14 protein-coding genes and 1 CRISPR repeat array are annotated in these 15,090 nt (G+C 66.0%); of the genes, 2 read left to right on the top strand and 12 right to left on the bottom strand.

Annotated features, from left to right (window positions below):
* The first annotated feature begins 106 nt into the window (after positions 1-106).
* Positions 107-436: direct repeats of the CRISPR family, unit length 37 nt; unit sequence GATTTCCCCGGCGAAACGCCGGGGCCTCATTGAAGCC.
* A 369-nt stretch (positions 437-805) separates the two neighbouring features.
* Complete coding sequence (locus ACQ754_RS12680) at positions 806-1,201, bottom strand: putative toxin-antitoxin system toxin component, PIN family (RefSeq protein WP_440997398.1); 396 nt, start codon at positions 1,199-1,201, stop codon at positions 806-808.
* Positions 1,191-1,496: a type II toxin-antitoxin system Phd/YefM family antitoxin gene (locus tag ACQ754_RS12685; RefSeq protein WP_440997399.1), complete on the bottom strand. Its 306-nt coding sequence runs from the start codon at positions 1,494-1,496 to the stop codon at positions 1,191-1,193. The genes ACQ754_RS12680 and ACQ754_RS12685 overlap by 11 nt, the downstream gene beginning before the upstream one ends.
* Before the next feature lie 295 nt (positions 1,497-1,791).
* On the opposite strand from ACQ754_RS12685, the gene ACQ754_RS12690 reads away from it, so the two are divergent.
* Positions 1,792-2,889, top strand: coding sequence for a PQQ-dependent sugar dehydrogenase (locus tag ACQ754_RS12690; protein ID WP_440997400.1), 1,098 nt, complete (start codon positions 1,792-1,794; stop codon positions 2,887-2,889).
* A 12-nt stretch (positions 2,890-2,901) separates the two neighbouring features.
* Here the strand turns inward: ACQ754_RS12690 and ACQ754_RS12695 are convergent, their stop codons facing one another.
* From ACQ754_RS12695 to ACQ754_RS12705, 3 genes are read right to left on the bottom strand one after another with little or no spacing between them, the layout of a single operon-like run.
* A complete protein-coding gene (locus ACQ754_RS12695) occupies positions 2,902-3,264 on the bottom strand; it encodes a cytochrome b5 domain-containing protein (RefSeq protein WP_440997401.1) in 363 nt (120 codons plus the stop codon).
* On the bottom strand, positions 3,261-4,565 hold the full coding sequence (locus tag ACQ754_RS12700; RefSeq protein WP_440997402.1) for a ferredoxin reductase family protein: 1,305 nt from the start codon (positions 4,563-4,565) through the stop codon (positions 3,261-3,263). Before ACQ754_RS12700 ends, ACQ754_RS12695 begins: the two co-directional genes overlap by 4 nt.
* A 17-nt stretch (positions 4,566-4,582) precedes the next feature.
* The gene (locus ACQ754_RS12705; protein ID WP_440997403.1) at positions 4,583-6,133 is read right to left on the bottom strand and encodes a phospholipase D family protein; all 1,551 of its coding nucleotides are present in this window, start codon (positions 6,131-6,133) and stop codon (positions 4,583-4,585) included.
* A 364-nt stretch (positions 6,134-6,497) separates the two neighbouring features.
* On the opposite strand from ACQ754_RS12705, the gene phnX reads away from it, so the two are divergent.
* Positions 6,498-7,304, top strand: a complete 807-nt coding sequence (gene phnX, locus ACQ754_RS12710; protein WP_440997404.1) for a phosphonoacetaldehyde hydrolase — start codon at positions 6,498-6,500, stop codon at positions 7,302-7,304.
* 285 nt (positions 7,305-7,589) lie between these two features.
* Here phnX and ACQ754_RS12715 read toward each other — a convergent pair whose 3' ends face one another.
* From ACQ754_RS12715 to ACQ754_RS12745, 7 genes are all read right to left on the bottom strand, one after another.
* Entirely contained in the window at positions 7,590-8,300 is a 711-nt protein-coding gene (locus ACQ754_RS12715) for a hypothetical protein (RefSeq protein WP_440997405.1), read from the bottom strand.
* 33 nt (positions 8,301-8,333) lie between these two features.
* Positions 8,334-9,425 carry an ABC transporter ATP-binding protein gene (locus tag ACQ754_RS12720; protein ID WP_440997406.1) on the bottom strand — a complete coding sequence of 364 codons (1,092 nt, stop codon included), beginning with the start codon at positions 9,423-9,425 and terminating at the stop codon, positions 8,334-8,336.
* 4 nt (positions 9,426-9,429) lie between these two features.
* Positions 9,430-10,257 carry an ABC transporter permease gene (locus tag ACQ754_RS12725; protein ID WP_440997407.1) on the bottom strand — a complete coding sequence of 276 codons (828 nt, stop codon included), beginning with the start codon at positions 10,255-10,257 and terminating at the stop codon, positions 9,430-9,432.
* Positions 10,254-11,180: an ABC transporter permease gene (locus ACQ754_RS12730; protein ID WP_440997408.1), complete on the bottom strand. Its 927-nt coding sequence runs from the start codon at positions 11,178-11,180 to the stop codon at positions 10,254-10,256. The genes ACQ754_RS12725 and ACQ754_RS12730 overlap by 4 nt, the downstream gene beginning before the upstream one ends.
* A gap of 154 nt (positions 11,181-11,334) precedes the next feature.
* Positions 11,335-12,468 (bottom strand): extracellular solute-binding protein, encoded by a 1,134-nt coding sequence (locus ACQ754_RS12735; protein ID WP_440997409.1) that lies wholly within the window; start codon positions 12,466-12,468, stop codon positions 11,335-11,337.
* Positions 12,469-12,601: 133 nt separating this feature from the next.
* Positions 12,602-13,381, bottom strand: coding sequence for a creatininase (locus ACQ754_RS12740; RefSeq protein WP_440997410.1), 780 nt, complete (start codon positions 13,379-13,381; stop codon positions 12,602-12,604).
* Positions 13,382-13,450: 69 nt separating this feature from the next.
* Complete coding sequence (locus ACQ754_RS12745) at positions 13,451-15,031, bottom strand: BCCT family transporter (protein WP_440997411.1); 1,581 nt, start codon at positions 15,029-15,031, stop codon at positions 13,451-13,453.
* Positions 15,032-15,090: the final 59 nt, after the last annotated feature.

The following is a 15,090-nucleotide window of genomic DNA, read 5'->3' on the forward strand; positions in this document are numbered from 1 at the left end:
TGAAGCGGCGTTGTAGTGCAAATTCGGCTTCCCGGCAATCGCCCAATCAACTACTTATAGGCCTAACTGTCGAACTCCGGTGACCCCCAACGAGGTCGCCCGCCTCGATTTCCCCGGCGAAACGCCGGGGCCTCATTGAAGCCGCCATCCTTCTCAACTCTGTTCCAACCGAAGTCAAGATTTCCCCGGCGAAACGCCGGGGCCTCATTGAAGCCCAAGGCTGCCGCGTTGAACTCGATGCCGAGCTCCGCGATTTCCCCGGCGAAACGCCGGGGCCTCATTGAAGCCGGCCACCCCGAGACCCGCTCGCTGATCAGCGGGGGCGATTTCCCCGGCGAAACGCCGGGGCCTCATTGAAGCGCGCCGTGCAGCGCGAGCACGGCCGCGCCTACGTTCTGAGATTTCCCCGGCGAAACGTCGGGGCCTCATTGAGGTACGGTCATGGCGCGGCGGCCATTCTTGCGGCGATAGCAATTTCCCCACGAAAAGGAGGGTTCCCACAGCCTCGCCGCCGGGGGCGCGGATTTGAACGCCACAGCGCCGGTGGCGGGCGCATGCCGCTGGATGCCCCCTCATAGTTCATACGTCTGCCGCGGCCGGGATGACGAAGGGGTAGACAATGTCGTCCTCAGGGTGGAAGGCGCGTCAGGCCGTACCGCCCGCCCCCACAACGAGCACTGTGCGATGACCGTCCACGTCGACGGCCTTTTGGGGTGGAGCGCAAGACCACGAAACACAGGGGCAACGAATCCATGGGTGACCATCTGCAGCGAGTAAATGTGCCATACGAGGCTTGCCACGGACGCTACCGACTATTCACCCGCTCCAGGCACTCCGTCGGACCTAGGACCTCCAGCCCCGGCGTCTGCGGAAAGTGCCGGCGGTTTCCGGTAACGATCGGACACGCCGCCGCCAGGGCCACGGCGATGAATAGGGCGTCGTCGGGATCGGGCAGGTCGCGGGTGTCGATAGGAGCCGGGCGCAGGACCAGGGAGAGCGCAGTCATCTCCTCGATCAAGCTATTTACCGAGGAATGAGGAAAACCGAAACGGGGTCGGCTGAGCACCTCACGGTACTCGGCGAGGATCGCGTGCTCAACGACCGGCTCCAAGGTTTGGGTACGGATCTCATCCAGCAGCCGCGTTGGGGTCCCGGCGGGATTGATGAGGGCGGCAACCAGCACGTTCGTGTCAACGACCACCCGCATCGCCGTCCCGCCGTTCCCTGCGCGCCTGAGTGATTTCCGCGTCGACCTCTTCCATGGTCATCGCGTCCAAGCCCTGCTCCGCGGTGTGCTTCTGCATCTTGCGGACCGTCGCGGCGAAGCGCTCGGCCCGGACGGCACGAAGGGTCGCCTCCAATTCCTCCGGGGGCGTATTGATGAGCAGGGCGAAAGGATTGCCGTTTCGGGTGACGACGATCTCCTCGCCCTCCGCCAGCCTTTTCCAGATCTTGGCCGATTCGGCCCGCAGCTCTCGGGCGGTGACGAAGTCCATGAGCTCTCTCCGGTACACGTTTATGTACACATAGTAGTGCGAAGTATGGTGCCTCACAATCTGTCTGAAACGTTGACGACACAAACCGATATGGAGGGCCCAAGGATGATCGACCCGACCGGACACAATGCGTGCTGCCACGCCCGTTCCCCGAGCTCAACGCCGATCAGCGGCTCGTGCCCTCTCGCGCCTCGTCAACCTCGGCAAGCCCCCTTGTGGCAGGGATTGTCGCCCCCCACCCATCTCGTGCTATGAGAGACTGCAGGCACGGATCCCTCGAACTGTGGAGGCGGATATGCCGAAGCTCACCCTTCGCCTGACGCTGGCTGCCTTCCTTGTCACCTTCACCGTTACCGCGCCAGCGGCGGACTTCCGGGTAGAGACCGTCGCCGACGGGCTGGAACACCCCTGGGCCCTGACGTTCCTCCCGGATGGCGAAATGCTGGTCACCGAGCGGCCCGGCCGGCTCCTGCGCCTCGATCCGCAAACGGGGGAGCGGGAGCGGATCGGCGGTACGCCCGCGGTGGACGCCCGTGGCCAGGGGGGGTTACTGGACGTGGCACTGGACCCGGAGTTCACCGACAACCGCCTAGTCTACCTGAGCTGGGCCGGACGCTGTGGCTCGGGCAACGCCACCCACTTCGGGCGTGGCCGGCTGGAGGGCGACCGCCTGGACGGTTTCGAGACCCTGTTCGTTGCCACCCCCTGCGTTGCCAGCACCAAGCATTTCGGCTCCCGCATCGTCTTCGATGGCGACGGCCACGTGTTCATTACGGTCGGCGAACGCGGCGAGCGGGACCGCGCCCAGGACCTCATGGACCACAACGGCTCGGTGCTGCGACTGCATCCGGACGGCAGCATCCCGGAGGACAATCCCTTTGTGGGTCGGGAGGACGCGGAACCCGCGATCTACAGTTACGGCCACCGCAATCCCCAGGGCGCGGTGCTGCATCCGGAAACGGGGCGGCTGTGGATCCACGAGCACGGCCCCCGCGGGGGCGACGAGATCAACCTCCCGGAGCCCGGGGAGAACTTCGGCTGGCCGAAGACCACCTACGGCCGCGAGTACTGGGGGCCGGAGATCGGCCCCGACGAGCTACCCGGTACGGTGCAACCCATTCACCAATGGACGCCGTCGATCGCGCCATCGGGCATGGATTTCTACACCGCCGACCGCTCCCCGGACTGGGAGGGGAACCTCTTCGTCGGGGCCCTGGCGCTAACCCACCTGGCCCGCCTGGAGCTCGATGGTACGGAAGTGCTCAGCGAGCAGCGACTACTACAGGGGCAGGACTGGCGCATTCGCGCCGTCCGGCAGGGCCCGGACGGGCTGCTCTACGTGCTGACCGACCACGCCAACGGGCGGCTGATCCGGCTGGTGCCGGAAGGGTAACCCCCGGCGGGCTCACTCCTCGCCGGCAAGCCGGCCGATTCGGTAGTCCTCCAGCAACCCCCAGGCGTAGTCGCTGTGCTCACGGCCGACGCCCTTGGTCTCCATGCCCTCGGTGGCCTCGGTGCCGCACCAGGGGGCGAGGACCTCGCGATCGGTGGGATGGCGGGGGATGTATTCGGTGAGGTCATAGACTGCCCCGCGGATGACCATCCAGCAGCCCTCGATGCTGTCGTGCTCCGCTACCTCGGCGAGGGTATAGACGCCCGCGCCCTCGTCTTCGCCCTCGGCGGGGGCAGCGACCAGCGCCTGGACGATGAGCAGGGTCGCGATGCTGCTCCAGAAGGCGACGAAGGCGGTATAGATCACCCGGTTCATAGCAGATCGAACTCCTCGGTACGCCAGTGCCGAACCCCTTCACGTCGAAGCAGGCGCCAGCAGTGATCGTGCATACCCGCAGGGCCGCAGAAGATCACCTCCCGTTCCCGCCAGTCCGGGCAGACGCCGTCGAGAAAGACGGCGGTCAGCGGGCCTTCCTCCTCGAAGAGGTGGCCGCGGACATCGAAGCCCTTCACCGTCGCGGCGACGGCCGCGAGCTCCTCGAGATAGTAGGCACGTGCCGTATTCTCGGCACAGTAGACCAGCATCACCGGGGCCGCCACCACACCTGCCACGCGCAGGGATCGGGCCCGGGCCACGAACGGGGTGATCCCGATGCCGCCGGCGAGCCACAGCTGCGACCGGCCTTCCAGCGCCTCCGGGAAGAGATCGCCGTAGGGGCCCTCCACGGTCATGGGCGTACCGGGCGGGGTGTGGAGCAGCGCCGTGCTGAGATCCCCCAGGGCTTTGACGCCGATGCGCAGCACGTCCTCCTCCGGGGCGGAGCTCAGGGTGTACGGGTGTTGCTGGTTGTACCCTGCACCCAGTGTCGGGCTCTGGTGGGCGAGGTAGACGAATTGCCCGGCGCGGTAGCGCATGGGCCGGCCCTCCGGGGCCAAGGTCAGCTCCGCCACGTCCTCGGTGAGGGCGGTGACCTCCGTGACTCGATAGGGACGCCGGGCCACCCAGCGGGAGAGCACAGCCCGATAGAGAAACCCCGCCATCGCCAGCACGCCGAGGACACCCCAAATGGCAATCGCGGCCGGCTTCGGCAGGGCCCCCGCCAGACCAATGGCATGGGGCAGCGAACACACCACGGCCACCCCTGCGAGCAGGTGTAACGCCTTCCAGCGCTGGTAGTCCGGCCGGCCGAAGAAGGCGAAGGACGGCGCCAGGAACACCATCATGGCCAGCAACGCCGCCCAGCCGGCCCACAGCGCCCCGTTCGACCAGGCCGGAAAGAGCCGGTCCACCGCGGCGTCCACCGACACCGGCAGCGCCGCCCAGGCGAGCAGCAGCGGGTGGGCCAGCAGCAGGAGGAAGCTCGCCGCCCCCAGATAATGATGCCGCCGCCACATCCGCGTCAGGCCGCCGAACCAGCGATCCAGCCCCGGGATGCGGGCGCTCAGCGCGGTGTTCACCAGCAGCCCCGAGAGGCCGAGGATGCCGGCAAGCCGCCCACTCACTCGCAACCAGTCAGCGGCGCCCTCCGGCAGCCGAGACTCCAGTAGCACCGCTGCCACCCCCGGGGTCAGCCATACCGCCACCACCAGCGCCACCGCCACGGGGTATGCCTGCATTCCCGCCTCCTTCGCTATCAGAGCAATCCCTCGATGGGGAGCAAGGACAGCAGCCGGATCCCGAACCGCCTGCCGAGCCCCACGCGGGGTTCGGTTTCGTGGTAACGGGGCTCACCACGCACCCGCTCCAGCCAGACCACACGCCCCTTGCGGGAGAGCTGCACCTCGTAGGCGCTGCGTGGCACGACGTTAGTAAACGCCCGGTCAATCTGTCGCGCCAGCGCCGCACTGTCGATGACAAACCCCAACTCGGTGTTGTAGTTCGCCGAGCGGGCATCGAAGTTGAAGGAGCCGACGAACACACGCTCACCGTCCTGGGTAAAGGTCTTGGCGTGAAGGCTGGAGCCCGAGGTGCCTAAGGGGCCGGCCATCTCCTTCCAATCGCCCTTCGGCGAGAGCCGGCGCATCTCGTAGAGGCGCACGCCGGCACGCAACAGCTCCTTGCGTCGCTTCATGTAGCCGGCGTGGACCACGGCCACATCGGTGGCCTCCAGGGCATTGGTGAGCACGCGGGTGTCGACGCCCCCCTCCACCAATGACGAGAGGAGATCCGCGCCGTGGCGCGTGGGAACGAAGTAGGGGGAAACCAGCCGAAACGTGCGCCGGCTATCGGCGATGATCGCCTCCAGGCGCCGCGTGAGGAACTGCTCCGGGTCCGCGTCCCCCGCCCCCTTGGCCGGATCATCGCTGAGCATGCGGGTCTTCGCCCAGTGCATGTCCAACTCCCCGGTCTCGAGCTCCCGGATCAGTCCGCTCGCCTGCACCGCCTCCAGGTAGGTGCGCGCCACGGGGTTGGCCGCGACCATGGTCTCCGCGGCCTCCAGGTCCGCATCGGCCGAAGTGGGCCAGCCCACCAGGGCCTCCAGCGGACACGCGGACGCACTGGCCCAGTAGCGGTCGAAGTCCTCGGAGACATCCTGGGCCACCGGGCCGGCGGCAAGCACGTCGAGGTCCGCGAACATCTGCCCCTCGCCGGCGCCGAAGTATTCGTCGCCGATGTTGCGGCCGCCGATAATGGTGGCCTGGTTGTCCGCAGTGAAGGACTTGTTGTGCATGCGCCGATTCGCGCGCACGAAGTCGGTGAGATAGCCCACGGACTTCGGCCAGCGCAGGGTGAAGGGGTTGAACAACCGCACCTCGAGGTTCGGGTGGGCATTGGCGGCGGCGAGGATGCGATCCAGGCCGTCGATGCCGTTGTCGTCGAGGAGCAACCGCACGCGAACGCCCCGCTCCGCAGCGCGGAAGAGCGAGATCAGCATCAGCGTACCGGTGAGATCGCCCTGCCAGATGTAGTACTGCACATCCAGGGTCCGCTCGGCGGCCTCGCAGAGCAGTACCCGGGCCGCGAAGGCATTAAAGGGGTCCGGCAAGGGATGAATGCCGCTCTCGTCGGGGTGCTGGACCGAGCGCTCGGCGACGGCCCGACCCAGTCGGGTGAGCATCGCCTCATCTACGGGCAGGGAGGCGGAATCGGTCCGGTCCTCCACCGCCCGCCGGCGCCGACGCGGCAGCAGCAGCGGCGTGCGCAACCGGGTGCCACTCCCCCGGCGTCGGCTCCCTAGCGCCATGCGCGATGCTCCACGTGCCCTCCTTAACCGGCGCCCAGGCCATGGCCACAGGAAGAAGGGTAGCGCAGCCCCGACGCCGGCCGCGATGGGCGGCTTGCCTAGCCGTGCAAGCGCAACGCAACGGCACTGCTTGTCCACACCGCCGTGGAGGCCACGAGCTCCTCGCGGAGCCCCCGGAGTGGGTGGGCCAGCGGGCCTGGATCGCCTCCATCTGCTACAACACTGCCAAGGGCGAGCGCCTGATATGCCTCAACCGGCCTGACACCGGCATCGCTGGGGGGTTCGGCCGCTCCACGGCCTGCGCCATCGCCGAGGACCCCCTGGACGGACTCTTTTCGACCCCAACCCATGCTACGGAGGCAACATGAGTCAGATCGAAGCCGTGATACTGGACTGGGCGGGCACCGTGGTGGATCACGGTTGCCAGGCCCCCACCGAGGCCTTCACGGAGGTCCTCTCCCACTTCGGCGTGGACATCACCGCCACCGAGGCCCGCGCGCCCATGGGCCTACCCAAGTGGGATCACATCGAGGCTCTTCTGACCATGCCCCGGGTGGCGGAGGCCTGGCGTCATGCCCAGGGGAGCACGCCCGACGCGGCGGCCGTCCAGCAGGTCTACGAGGTCTTCGTCCCGGCCAACACGGAAGTGGCGGAACGCCATGCGGCGCTCATCCCCGGTGCCCTGGAGACGATCTCGGCACTGCGCTCCCGCGGCATCGCCATCGGCTCCACCACCGGCTACACCCGCGAGATCATGGAGCGGGTCACCGCCGCGGCGGCCCGCCAGGGCTATCAGCCCGACAGTGTCGTCTGCGCCGGCGAGGTGCCCCAGGGGCGTCCGACGCCGCTGATGGTCTACAAATCGCTGCTCGATCTGCAGCGCTGGCCGCTTTGGCGCTGCGTAAAGGTCGACGACACCGCCCCCGGCATCGCCGAAGGCCGGAATGCGGGTTGCTGGACCGTGGGCGTGAGCATGACCGGAAACGGCATGGCCCTGTCCCAGGAGGCCCTCGCGGCCCTTCCCGCCGCAGAGCGGGACCGCCGCAACGAGGCCGTGCGCGACGAGCTCCGGGAGGCGGGCGCGCACTTCGTCATCGACAGCGTCGCCGACCTGCTCCCCTGTCTCGACACCATCGAGGAGCGTATCGCCGATGGCATCCGGCCGGAGTGAGCCGCGAGCCGGGGAGGGCGACACCAATACCGGCCGGCGCCGCGCCCGCTACGCCTGCGAGCCCGCGGTCGACCTGGCCGAGGCATTGTCGGCGCGCCGATGGAGGATGCCCGGGCGTTGTTGACCCCCGGGCCGCTTCCGTCGGTTAGCACCGGGGAGCGGTCTACTTGGGGGTTTGGAAATCGGCAAGGGTCACGATATGGCACAACCCCTCGGCCATGGCGGTGATGCGGCCATCGGTGAGCTCCAAGCGGTCCAGCCCGGACGACAGGTAGAAAACAACGCTTACGCGTTGCCGAGAAGCCACGTAACGGAGACGGTCCGGAACTGCCCACGCATGCCCGAAGCTGCCCCTCTGGATCGGGCCTGCGGCAGGGTATCCTCACTTTCAGCGAGCAAGGTGGCCGCTCCACCGGTACATTCGACGGACCACCGGTCACCCACCGTCATCGTGGCCGTCGCATCTCCGTAGAGCACGACACCGCGCAGCCGTGCCCTGAGTAACCCTCGCACCACACTGTCATCTCCTCCGCCCGCGATAGACATGGGGCCAGGCGCCGGAAGACGCGCTGGCCAGAATAGCCACTGTGGCTCGACGGTGAGGACTGCAAGCATCAGCGCCTCGGGAGTCGGCTCCGCCACCAGATGATGGGTCGCAGGCCAGACGTCGAGGCGGCACCATGCCGCACTCCATGGCCGATAGGTCTGCGGACCGAGAGGACCGCTGCGCGCGCCGACCTCACCGACGATGGCGTAGTGTCGGGGATAATCGAAGAAACCGGGCTGTTTCGCTACTTCTCGGCGATAGAACCAGTGGGTCAGCAGTAGAATGGCACTGCCGGTCCCCGCGATGCCCGTGGCGCTATCCGGGCAAACGAATGCCACCCGGTCCTCGGCTCGCCATTGGCTGGTCAGCGCAGCGATGTCCGGGGCCCCGGCACCGCCGCCAGCGGCCACCGTGAAGTCGTCTGCATGCAGACGAAACCGACTGTGCATTGTTACCCCCAATGACCGCCCCGCTGGGCGCGGTCACTGCTCCTGAAGAATCAGCGCAGAATCGCTATCCCACTGGACACGCACTCGACTCCCGTCCACCAAGGTTCCCACCTCAGTGTCCGCGTACGCTCGCTGGAGCTGCAATTCAAGGCCGGTTTCTGTCTCCAGATAGAACGTGATCATCGAGCCGACGAATTCTTCCCCGATAACCCTGCACTCGAGTGTGTTAGCACAGTCGGCAGAGTCATCGCTGAAACGAATATGATCGGCGCCGATACAAATCGTCACCGGCTCTCCCACCGCGACGGACCGCGCCGATGAGCTCCGTGCCCGGAACCGACCGTGCTCCGACTCTGCGATGACCGCTCCTTCCGGCTCCACTGCAGTGACATGCCCGGGGACGATGTTCTTGCCACCGATGAACTCGGCGACGAACCGGTTCCGCGGGTTGCGATAGATCTCCTGGGGCGTGCCGATCTGCTCCACGTTGCCCCGGCTCATGATCACCACCCGGTCCGCCATCGCAAACGCCTCGGAGTGGCTGTGAGTGACATACACGAAGGTGATCCCGATCTCCTTCTGCAGATGGGTCAACACACTTTGCATACGGACCTTGAGGTTGGCATCCAGTGCGCTCAGGGGTTCGTCGAGCAACAGCATCGGCGGCTCAATGACCAGCGAACGGGCCAGCGCCACACGCTGACGTTGGCCGCCGGAGAGCTGACTGATGTTTCGCTCGGCGAACTCCTCGATGCCGAGGCGCTCCAACCACTTGTTTGCCCGGGCGCGCCGTTCCGCCGACGCGATGCCACGCATGCGCAGCCCGAACTCGACGTTTTCCCGGACGTTGAGAAACGGGAACAGCGCGAGGTTTTGCCAGACGAGGGGGGTATCCCGATCCCACGTACGTAGCTCATTGATGCGTTCACCGTTTAGACGGATTTCGCCTTCCGACGGGGCATCGAGCCCGGCGAGCATTCGCAACGTTGTGGTCTTGCCGCAGCCGCTGGAGCCCATGATCGCAAGGAACTCGCCCTCGCTGATGTCCAGGTCCATGCGCTCCACGGCCACGAAGTCGCCGAAGCGCTTGCTCACCCCGTCAATCTCGACCAATGGCTGAGTCACTGTACTACTCTCCCTCATCCGCAGTGTCCGCTGCGCGCTGCTTCCTCGACGAGCCCCGCCCGAGCAGAAGGACCTGCGCGACGATCACCAGGGTCATGGTGGTGGTAAACGCTATAGAACCGATGGCATTGATCTCCGGGCTCACCTGGCCCTGCAGCGTGTTGAGGATGCGCACCGGCACCGTCGGTTCGAGGCCCGTGACGAACCACGCCACGGCGAACTCGTCGAAGGAGACGGCCATGGTCACGAAAAGTGCCGCAACGATACTCGGCGCGGTAAACGGCAGGATGATGTAGCGCATCCCCCGCCACTGGCCGGCACCCAGATTCCACGCCGCCGCCTCCAGATCCGGGGGCATCTGGGCCAAGCGCATGCGGATCACGGCCATGGCGAATGGCGCGCACATGACGATGTGGCTGATCATCACTGAGTGGATCTGCCCGGACAGACCCACCCGGGAGAGGAACGCCAGCATCATCACCCCCATGATCACCACCGGTATGGTGGGCGGGAGCAACGCCATCGCCATGTACACCGGTTTGCCGAAGAACCGGTAGCGGTAATCGGTGTAGGCGGCGGTAAAGCCCAGCACCGTGGCTGCCGTGGAGGCGGTCAGGGCGACCTTGAGGCTGTTCTGGAATGCCTCCCAGACGTCAGGGTCGGTGACGATGGCCTGGTACCACCGCAGGCTGAAGCCGCCCAGCGGTAGCGATGGGAAGCGATCCGCGTTCAGGGAGAACACGAAGCTCGCCGCAATGGGCGCGAAGATGAAGGCGAACACCGCCACGATATACACGCGCAGCGCGGCGTTCACCCAGCGACTCTCGTTCATCGCGGCCTCCGGTAGGCGAACGCCACGGCGGCGAACGCGATCGCCAGCAGTGTCGCGATCATGGTCACGGCGACCACGGCGGCACGCGGCCATTGCTGGCCGGATTTGGTGGTGTCAATGATCAGCGTGCTGAGCATCGTCTGCTGGCCACCGCCCAGGTAGAGCGGGCTGACGAAGTCGCCGAAGGTCAGGATAAAACAGAACAGGGCGGCGACCACGATGCCGATGCGCGCCGAGGGGATCACCACCTTGAAGACGGTGCGTATACGTCCCGATCCCAGATTATGGGCGGCCTCCACGAGGTCGCGATCCACGTACATCAGGCTCAGCAACTGCAGCAGCGTCACCAGCGGCAGGCACAGCGTGGCGTAGCCGACCACCGTCCCGAACGACGTGTTGAGCATGTTCACCGGGCCGAGCCCGGTCATCCCCAGCACCGAATTGATGATGCCGGCGTCGGCCAGGAATACCTGCCAGGAATACACCCGCACCAGGTAGCTGGTGAAGAACGGCGTCACCAGCAGGAGAATGGCGAGGCGTTTCGCCGCGGGGCGCAGCTTGAAGGCGATGGCGTAGGCACAGGGAAAGGCCACCGCGCTGATGATCGCGGTGGCCGCAAGGGCAAGGCCGAATGTCCGGAGGTAGGCGTCATAGAAGTAGACGCGGGTATACATGTGCGCCCAGTTGGCGAACTCGAAATCCGGCATCAACCGGAAATTGCGCACCGTCCAGAAGGTGATGACCACCAGGAAGATCAGCGGCACGACGAAGAACGCGAGCTGCCAGACCACGATCGGCAGAGACACCGTAGCCGCATAAACGCGCTCCCAGAAGGCGCGCTGCGTAGCGCCCGCGCTCCCGGCCTGGCCTCCGCCCTGGTGGATGCCCACTGAGCGGTCGACGCGAGAATCCGTTCCATTCATAACGGGATGCCTCAGTGCTTTCGGGCCAATGCCCGGGATGCCGCCAGCACACGGCGGTGGCACCCCGGCGACCTCAGGGCCGAGGGGGCGGCCCCAGGATCCGGCGCGAGCCGCCGCAACCCCGGGGCCCGCCCCCAGCCGGACTCATCGCGGGTCACGCATTCTTGTACTCGGACCAGAAACCGTTCCAGTCCTCCAGGCTCTGCTGGACCGGGAGCTGGCGATACTGGATGAGCCCTTCCCGAATGAGGTCCATGGAGTTGCGCTCGCCGAACACCATGCCCTGGCGCTTCGCCTCCTGCGGGGCGACCTCATTGAGACGCTCCCAGCCCTTGCGGCTGGGGATCATGGCGGGGTAAGCCTGCATCTGCGCGGACTTCGCCTGGCCCTTCGGGGAGGTGATGTACTGGATGAACTTCTTCGCAAGCTCCGGGTTGCGCGCGCCCTTGCCGATACAGAACGCCTCGCTCCACATCAGCCCTCCTTCTTCGGGGATCACCGTGCGCACCGGTGTACCTTCTCGTTCCAGCACTCCGGTGATCCAGTCCCCGATCCCGCACATGGCCTGCACCTCGCCGGTCTTCAGCGACGAGAAGGTCCCGCCGTAGCCGAAGAAGCCGGCGACCTGCGAGCGCAGCGAGAGGGTGGTCTCCTGGACGGCGCGCCACTGCTCCTCGGTCAGGTCGTAGGCGGACTCGTTGCCGTTGAGCAGACTCATCTGGCCAAGGTTCGGGAGATGCCAGTCGAAGTGCGCCATCTTGCCCTTCAACTGTTCATCCCAAAACAGCCGGTAGGTCCGCGCCTGTTCCTCGGAGATGTGATCGGTGCGGTAGGACACCCCCAGGAAACCGAACCGGGCGAGCACCGAGTACAGCTCCCCGTTCTCCCAGTGGAACGGAAACTCCTGGAACTCGGGGAAATAGTCGTCGAAATTGTAGTCCCCCGGATCCAGACTCTGGATGTGACCGGCCGCACGGAGCTGCTGCACGTACTCGGAGTCCGAGAGGATCAGGTCATAGGTGCCGGGCGGCGACTGCGCGATTAGCGCCATCATATTGTCGCCGCCGGTGTAGTACTTGGCGCGGATGCGCACCCCGTGCTCGCGCTCGAACTCCCCGACGATGTCGGGCTCGGCATGGCCGTTCCAGGCCAACATGGTCAGCTCATCACGTCCCCGAGCCAGGGAAAACGGTGCCATGCTGGCGACGCCCGCAGCGCCCAGCACGCTGCCAGTGCCCTTGAGGAAACGACGCCGCGAAAGGCTCTCGATCTTGGACTGCTCACTCATTGCTCTCTCCTCCCCGTTAAATAGTCTGCCGGCGACGCCGGCCCGCCCTGGATGTTCATCATTGCCCGTCATTCGCCGCTGCACGCTCCTCCCGGGCGCCGCGCTCCCCGGGTGGCTCCCCACGACTCCCCCTTCAGCCGCCGAACTCCTCACCGAGCGCCTCGGAGATCCCCTTCACGCAGACGTCGAGGATGAGCTCCCCCTTGTCCTTGCTGGCGGTCTTCGCCGACGACAGCGTCCCCGGCGCGGGCGTCCGCTCCGGCACCACGGGGAACATGTCGTAGGGGGGAAAGGTGGCGGGCGGGTGGTCCACCACCGCATCCATGTCCACCAGCTCGGGATACAGCGCCAGCATCAGCGAGGTCTCGAACACCCCGCCATGCTCGATGTCCCAGCCGAGGAAGCCATCGGGGTAGAGCTGCTCGATGACTTGGGGGTCGTTGACGAAGTCCCAGTAGGACAAGGTCATGACACGGAAATCATCGATTCCCGCGTATCGCAATTCGCGAAGGGCCAGATCGATTCCCTCGACGAGGAACATGGAGTTCTCGAAGTGGCCGTTCAGGATCGCGAGCTTGCGCACCCCGTGGCGCGCGAGCTCCCGAATGATGTCCAGCACCGTATGGGTCAGCGTTGCCCCATCGAGGCTGGTGGTGCCGGGATAGTGGTTGCCGCCGCCCGATTTCTGTTGGGACTTGTAGCCATACTGGATGCCCGGGGCCACGAGCGCCCCGGTGCGCTCGGCGACCCGCTCGCATACCGCGGTGGGCAGCAGGACATCGACGTTCATGCTCATGTGGTGGCCGTGTTGTTCCAGCGCGCCCACCGGCAGCATGACCACCGCATTCTCCTCGCGGACGCGGCGCTCGTAATCCTTCCAAGTCAGATCACCAATGTGCACGCTTGCCTTCATCGTCCTTCCCCTCGCGAAATTGGCTTATCGCACCGGCCGATGCGGACGCTCCGCATCGGCCCCGTCGAGCTACCACCCGGATGTGGCCTCCGCGGCCTCGAGCCGAGTCTGGCTCTGATACTCCATTGCGGCACTGCGGACGATGGCGACGCACATCAGCACCAGGACCACCGAGAACGGCAGCGCGGCAATGATCGCCGCGGTCTGCAGCGTGGTCAGCGCGGCACTGCCGCCGACGGTGAGCAACACGGCCGCGATCACCCCCTCCAACACGCCCCAGGTGGTGCGGTGGCGATGCATCGGGTTCTGGTCGCCCTCGCTGAGGATCGTGGTCAGCACCAGCGTCCCGGAGTCGGAGGAGGTCACGAAGTAGGTGGTAACGAGAATGGTCCCGATGACACTCGCGGTGGTGCCGATCAGGCCCAGCTGCATGGAATCGAAGGTGGCATACAGCGCCATGGCCGTGTTCTCGCCCACCGCCTCGACGATGCCGCCGGCGCCGAAGAGCTCCGAGTGCAGGGCCGTGCCACCATACGCCGCGATCCACACGAAGGACAGCAGCGAGGACACGCCCACGACCCCAAAGACGAACTCCCGGATGGTCCGGCCACGGGAGACCCGTGCCACGAACACACCGACGAAGGGCGACCAGGAGATCCACCAGCCCCAGTAGAATACGGTCCACCAGCCCTGCCACATGTCACGCCAGCTCCCCTGCGCCGGGGCCGACTCGACGTAGAGATTGAGCGGCACCAGGCTCATCACGTAGCCGGCGGTAACGTCCACCAGCGAGCCAAGGAGGAACTGCGTCGGCCCCCAAATGAAGAAGAAGGCGAGCAACACGAAAGTCAGCCACATGTTGATCTGCGACAGGTACTTGATACCCCGGCCCAGCCCGGAGATCACGGACATAAGGGCGATGACGGTAATCGCGGCGATCAGCCCCAGCTGCACCGGTGCGGTCATGGGCACGCCCCAGATGGAATTGAGCCCGGAGTTGATCTGCTGCACACCGAGCCCCAGCGAGGTGGCGATACCGAACAGGGTTGCGAATACTGCGACAATATCGATCGTCGCGCCGATCCAACCCTCGACGCGCTTACCGAGGAGCGGATAAAGGGTATAGCGGATGCTGAGCGGCAGCTTCAGGCGGTAGGCAACGAACGCTAGGGACAGCGCCACCACCGAGTAGATCGCCCAGGCATTGAGCCCCCAGTGGAAAAAGGCGAGCTCCAGCGCGGTATGCGCCGCGGCGGGACTGAGCTTGTCGTCCCCGAACGGTGTGCCCCCCGAGTAGTGAAACGCCGGCTCCGCGATGGACCAGAAGATGATCCCGATCCCCTGGCCGGCGGCATAGACCATGGCGAACCAGGTGAAGTAGCTGAACTCCGGCTTCTCGTCCGGGTCCCCCAGGCGCAGGGACCCATAGCGGCTGACGGCGATCCCGACCAGGAAAACCAGGAACAGGCCCGCGAGGCCGATGTACCACCAGTTGGCATGGAAGGTGACGAAGGTCCTCGCCTGGTCGATCAGAGCCGCGGACTGCTCCGGAAACGCGAGGGTGGCCGAGACAAACGCAAAGACGATGGCACTGGATATAAGATACGTATAGGGATTGATGCCTCGAAAGAGGCCGGATTTTATAACCATGACTCCCCTCCCAGGGTAGTCGAGGGGTGCGACCACACCCCCCCCTACATTTCATCGGT

It is taken from the genome of Arhodomonas sp. SL1, assembly GCF_052060015.1.
Taxonomy (GTDB): Bacteria; Pseudomonadota; Gammaproteobacteria; order Nitrococcales; family Nitrococcaceae; genus Arhodomonas.

Excerpts from the sequence above, each read along its gene's own strand:
- ACQ754_RS12735 (WP_440997409.1), bottom strand. The coding sequence starts at position 12,468 with ATGAGTGAGCAGTCCAAGATCGAGAGCCTTTCGCGGCGTCGTTTCCTC.
- ACQ754_RS12730 (WP_440997408.1), bottom strand. The coding sequence starts at position 11,180 with ATGAATGGAACGGATTCTCGCGTCGACCGCTCAGTGGGCATCCACCAG.
- ACQ754_RS12725 (WP_440997407.1), bottom strand. The coding sequence starts at position 10,257 with ATGAACGAGAGTCGCTGGGTGAACGCCGCGCTGCGCGTGTATATCGTG.
- ACQ754_RS12685 (WP_440997399.1), bottom strand. The coding sequence starts at position 1,496 with ATGGACTTCGTCACCGCCCGAGAGCTGCGGGCCGAATCGGCCAAGATC.
- ACQ754_RS12740 (WP_440997410.1), bottom strand. The coding sequence starts at position 13,381 with ATGAAGGCAAGCGTGCACATTGGTGATCTGACTTGGAAGGATTACGAG.
- phnX (WP_440997404.1), top strand. The coding sequence starts at position 6,498 with ATGAGTCAGATCGAAGCCGTGATACTGGACTGGGCGGGCACCGTGGTG.
- ACQ754_RS12715 (WP_440997405.1), bottom strand. The coding sequence starts at position 8,300 with ATGCACAGTCGGTTTCGTCTGCATGCAGACGACTTCACGGTGGCCGCT.
- ACQ754_RS12700 (WP_440997402.1), bottom strand. The coding sequence starts at position 4,565 with ATGCAGGCATACCCCGTGGCGGTGGCGCTGGTGGTGGCGGTATGGCTG.
- ACQ754_RS12705 (WP_440997403.1), bottom strand. The coding sequence starts at position 6,133 with ATGGCGCTAGGGAGCCGACGCCGGGGGAGTGGCACCCGGTTGCGCACG.
- ACQ754_RS12695 (WP_440997401.1), bottom strand. The coding sequence starts at position 3,264 with ATGAACCGGGTGATCTATACCGCCTTCGTCGCCTTCTGGAGCAGCATC.
- ACQ754_RS12745 (WP_440997411.1), bottom strand. The coding sequence starts at position 15,031 with ATGGTTATAAAATCCGGCCTCTTTCGAGGCATCAATCCCTATACGTAT.
- ACQ754_RS12690 (WP_440997400.1), top strand. The coding sequence starts at position 1,792 with ATGCCGAAGCTCACCCTTCGCCTGACGCTGGCTGCCTTCCTTGTCACC.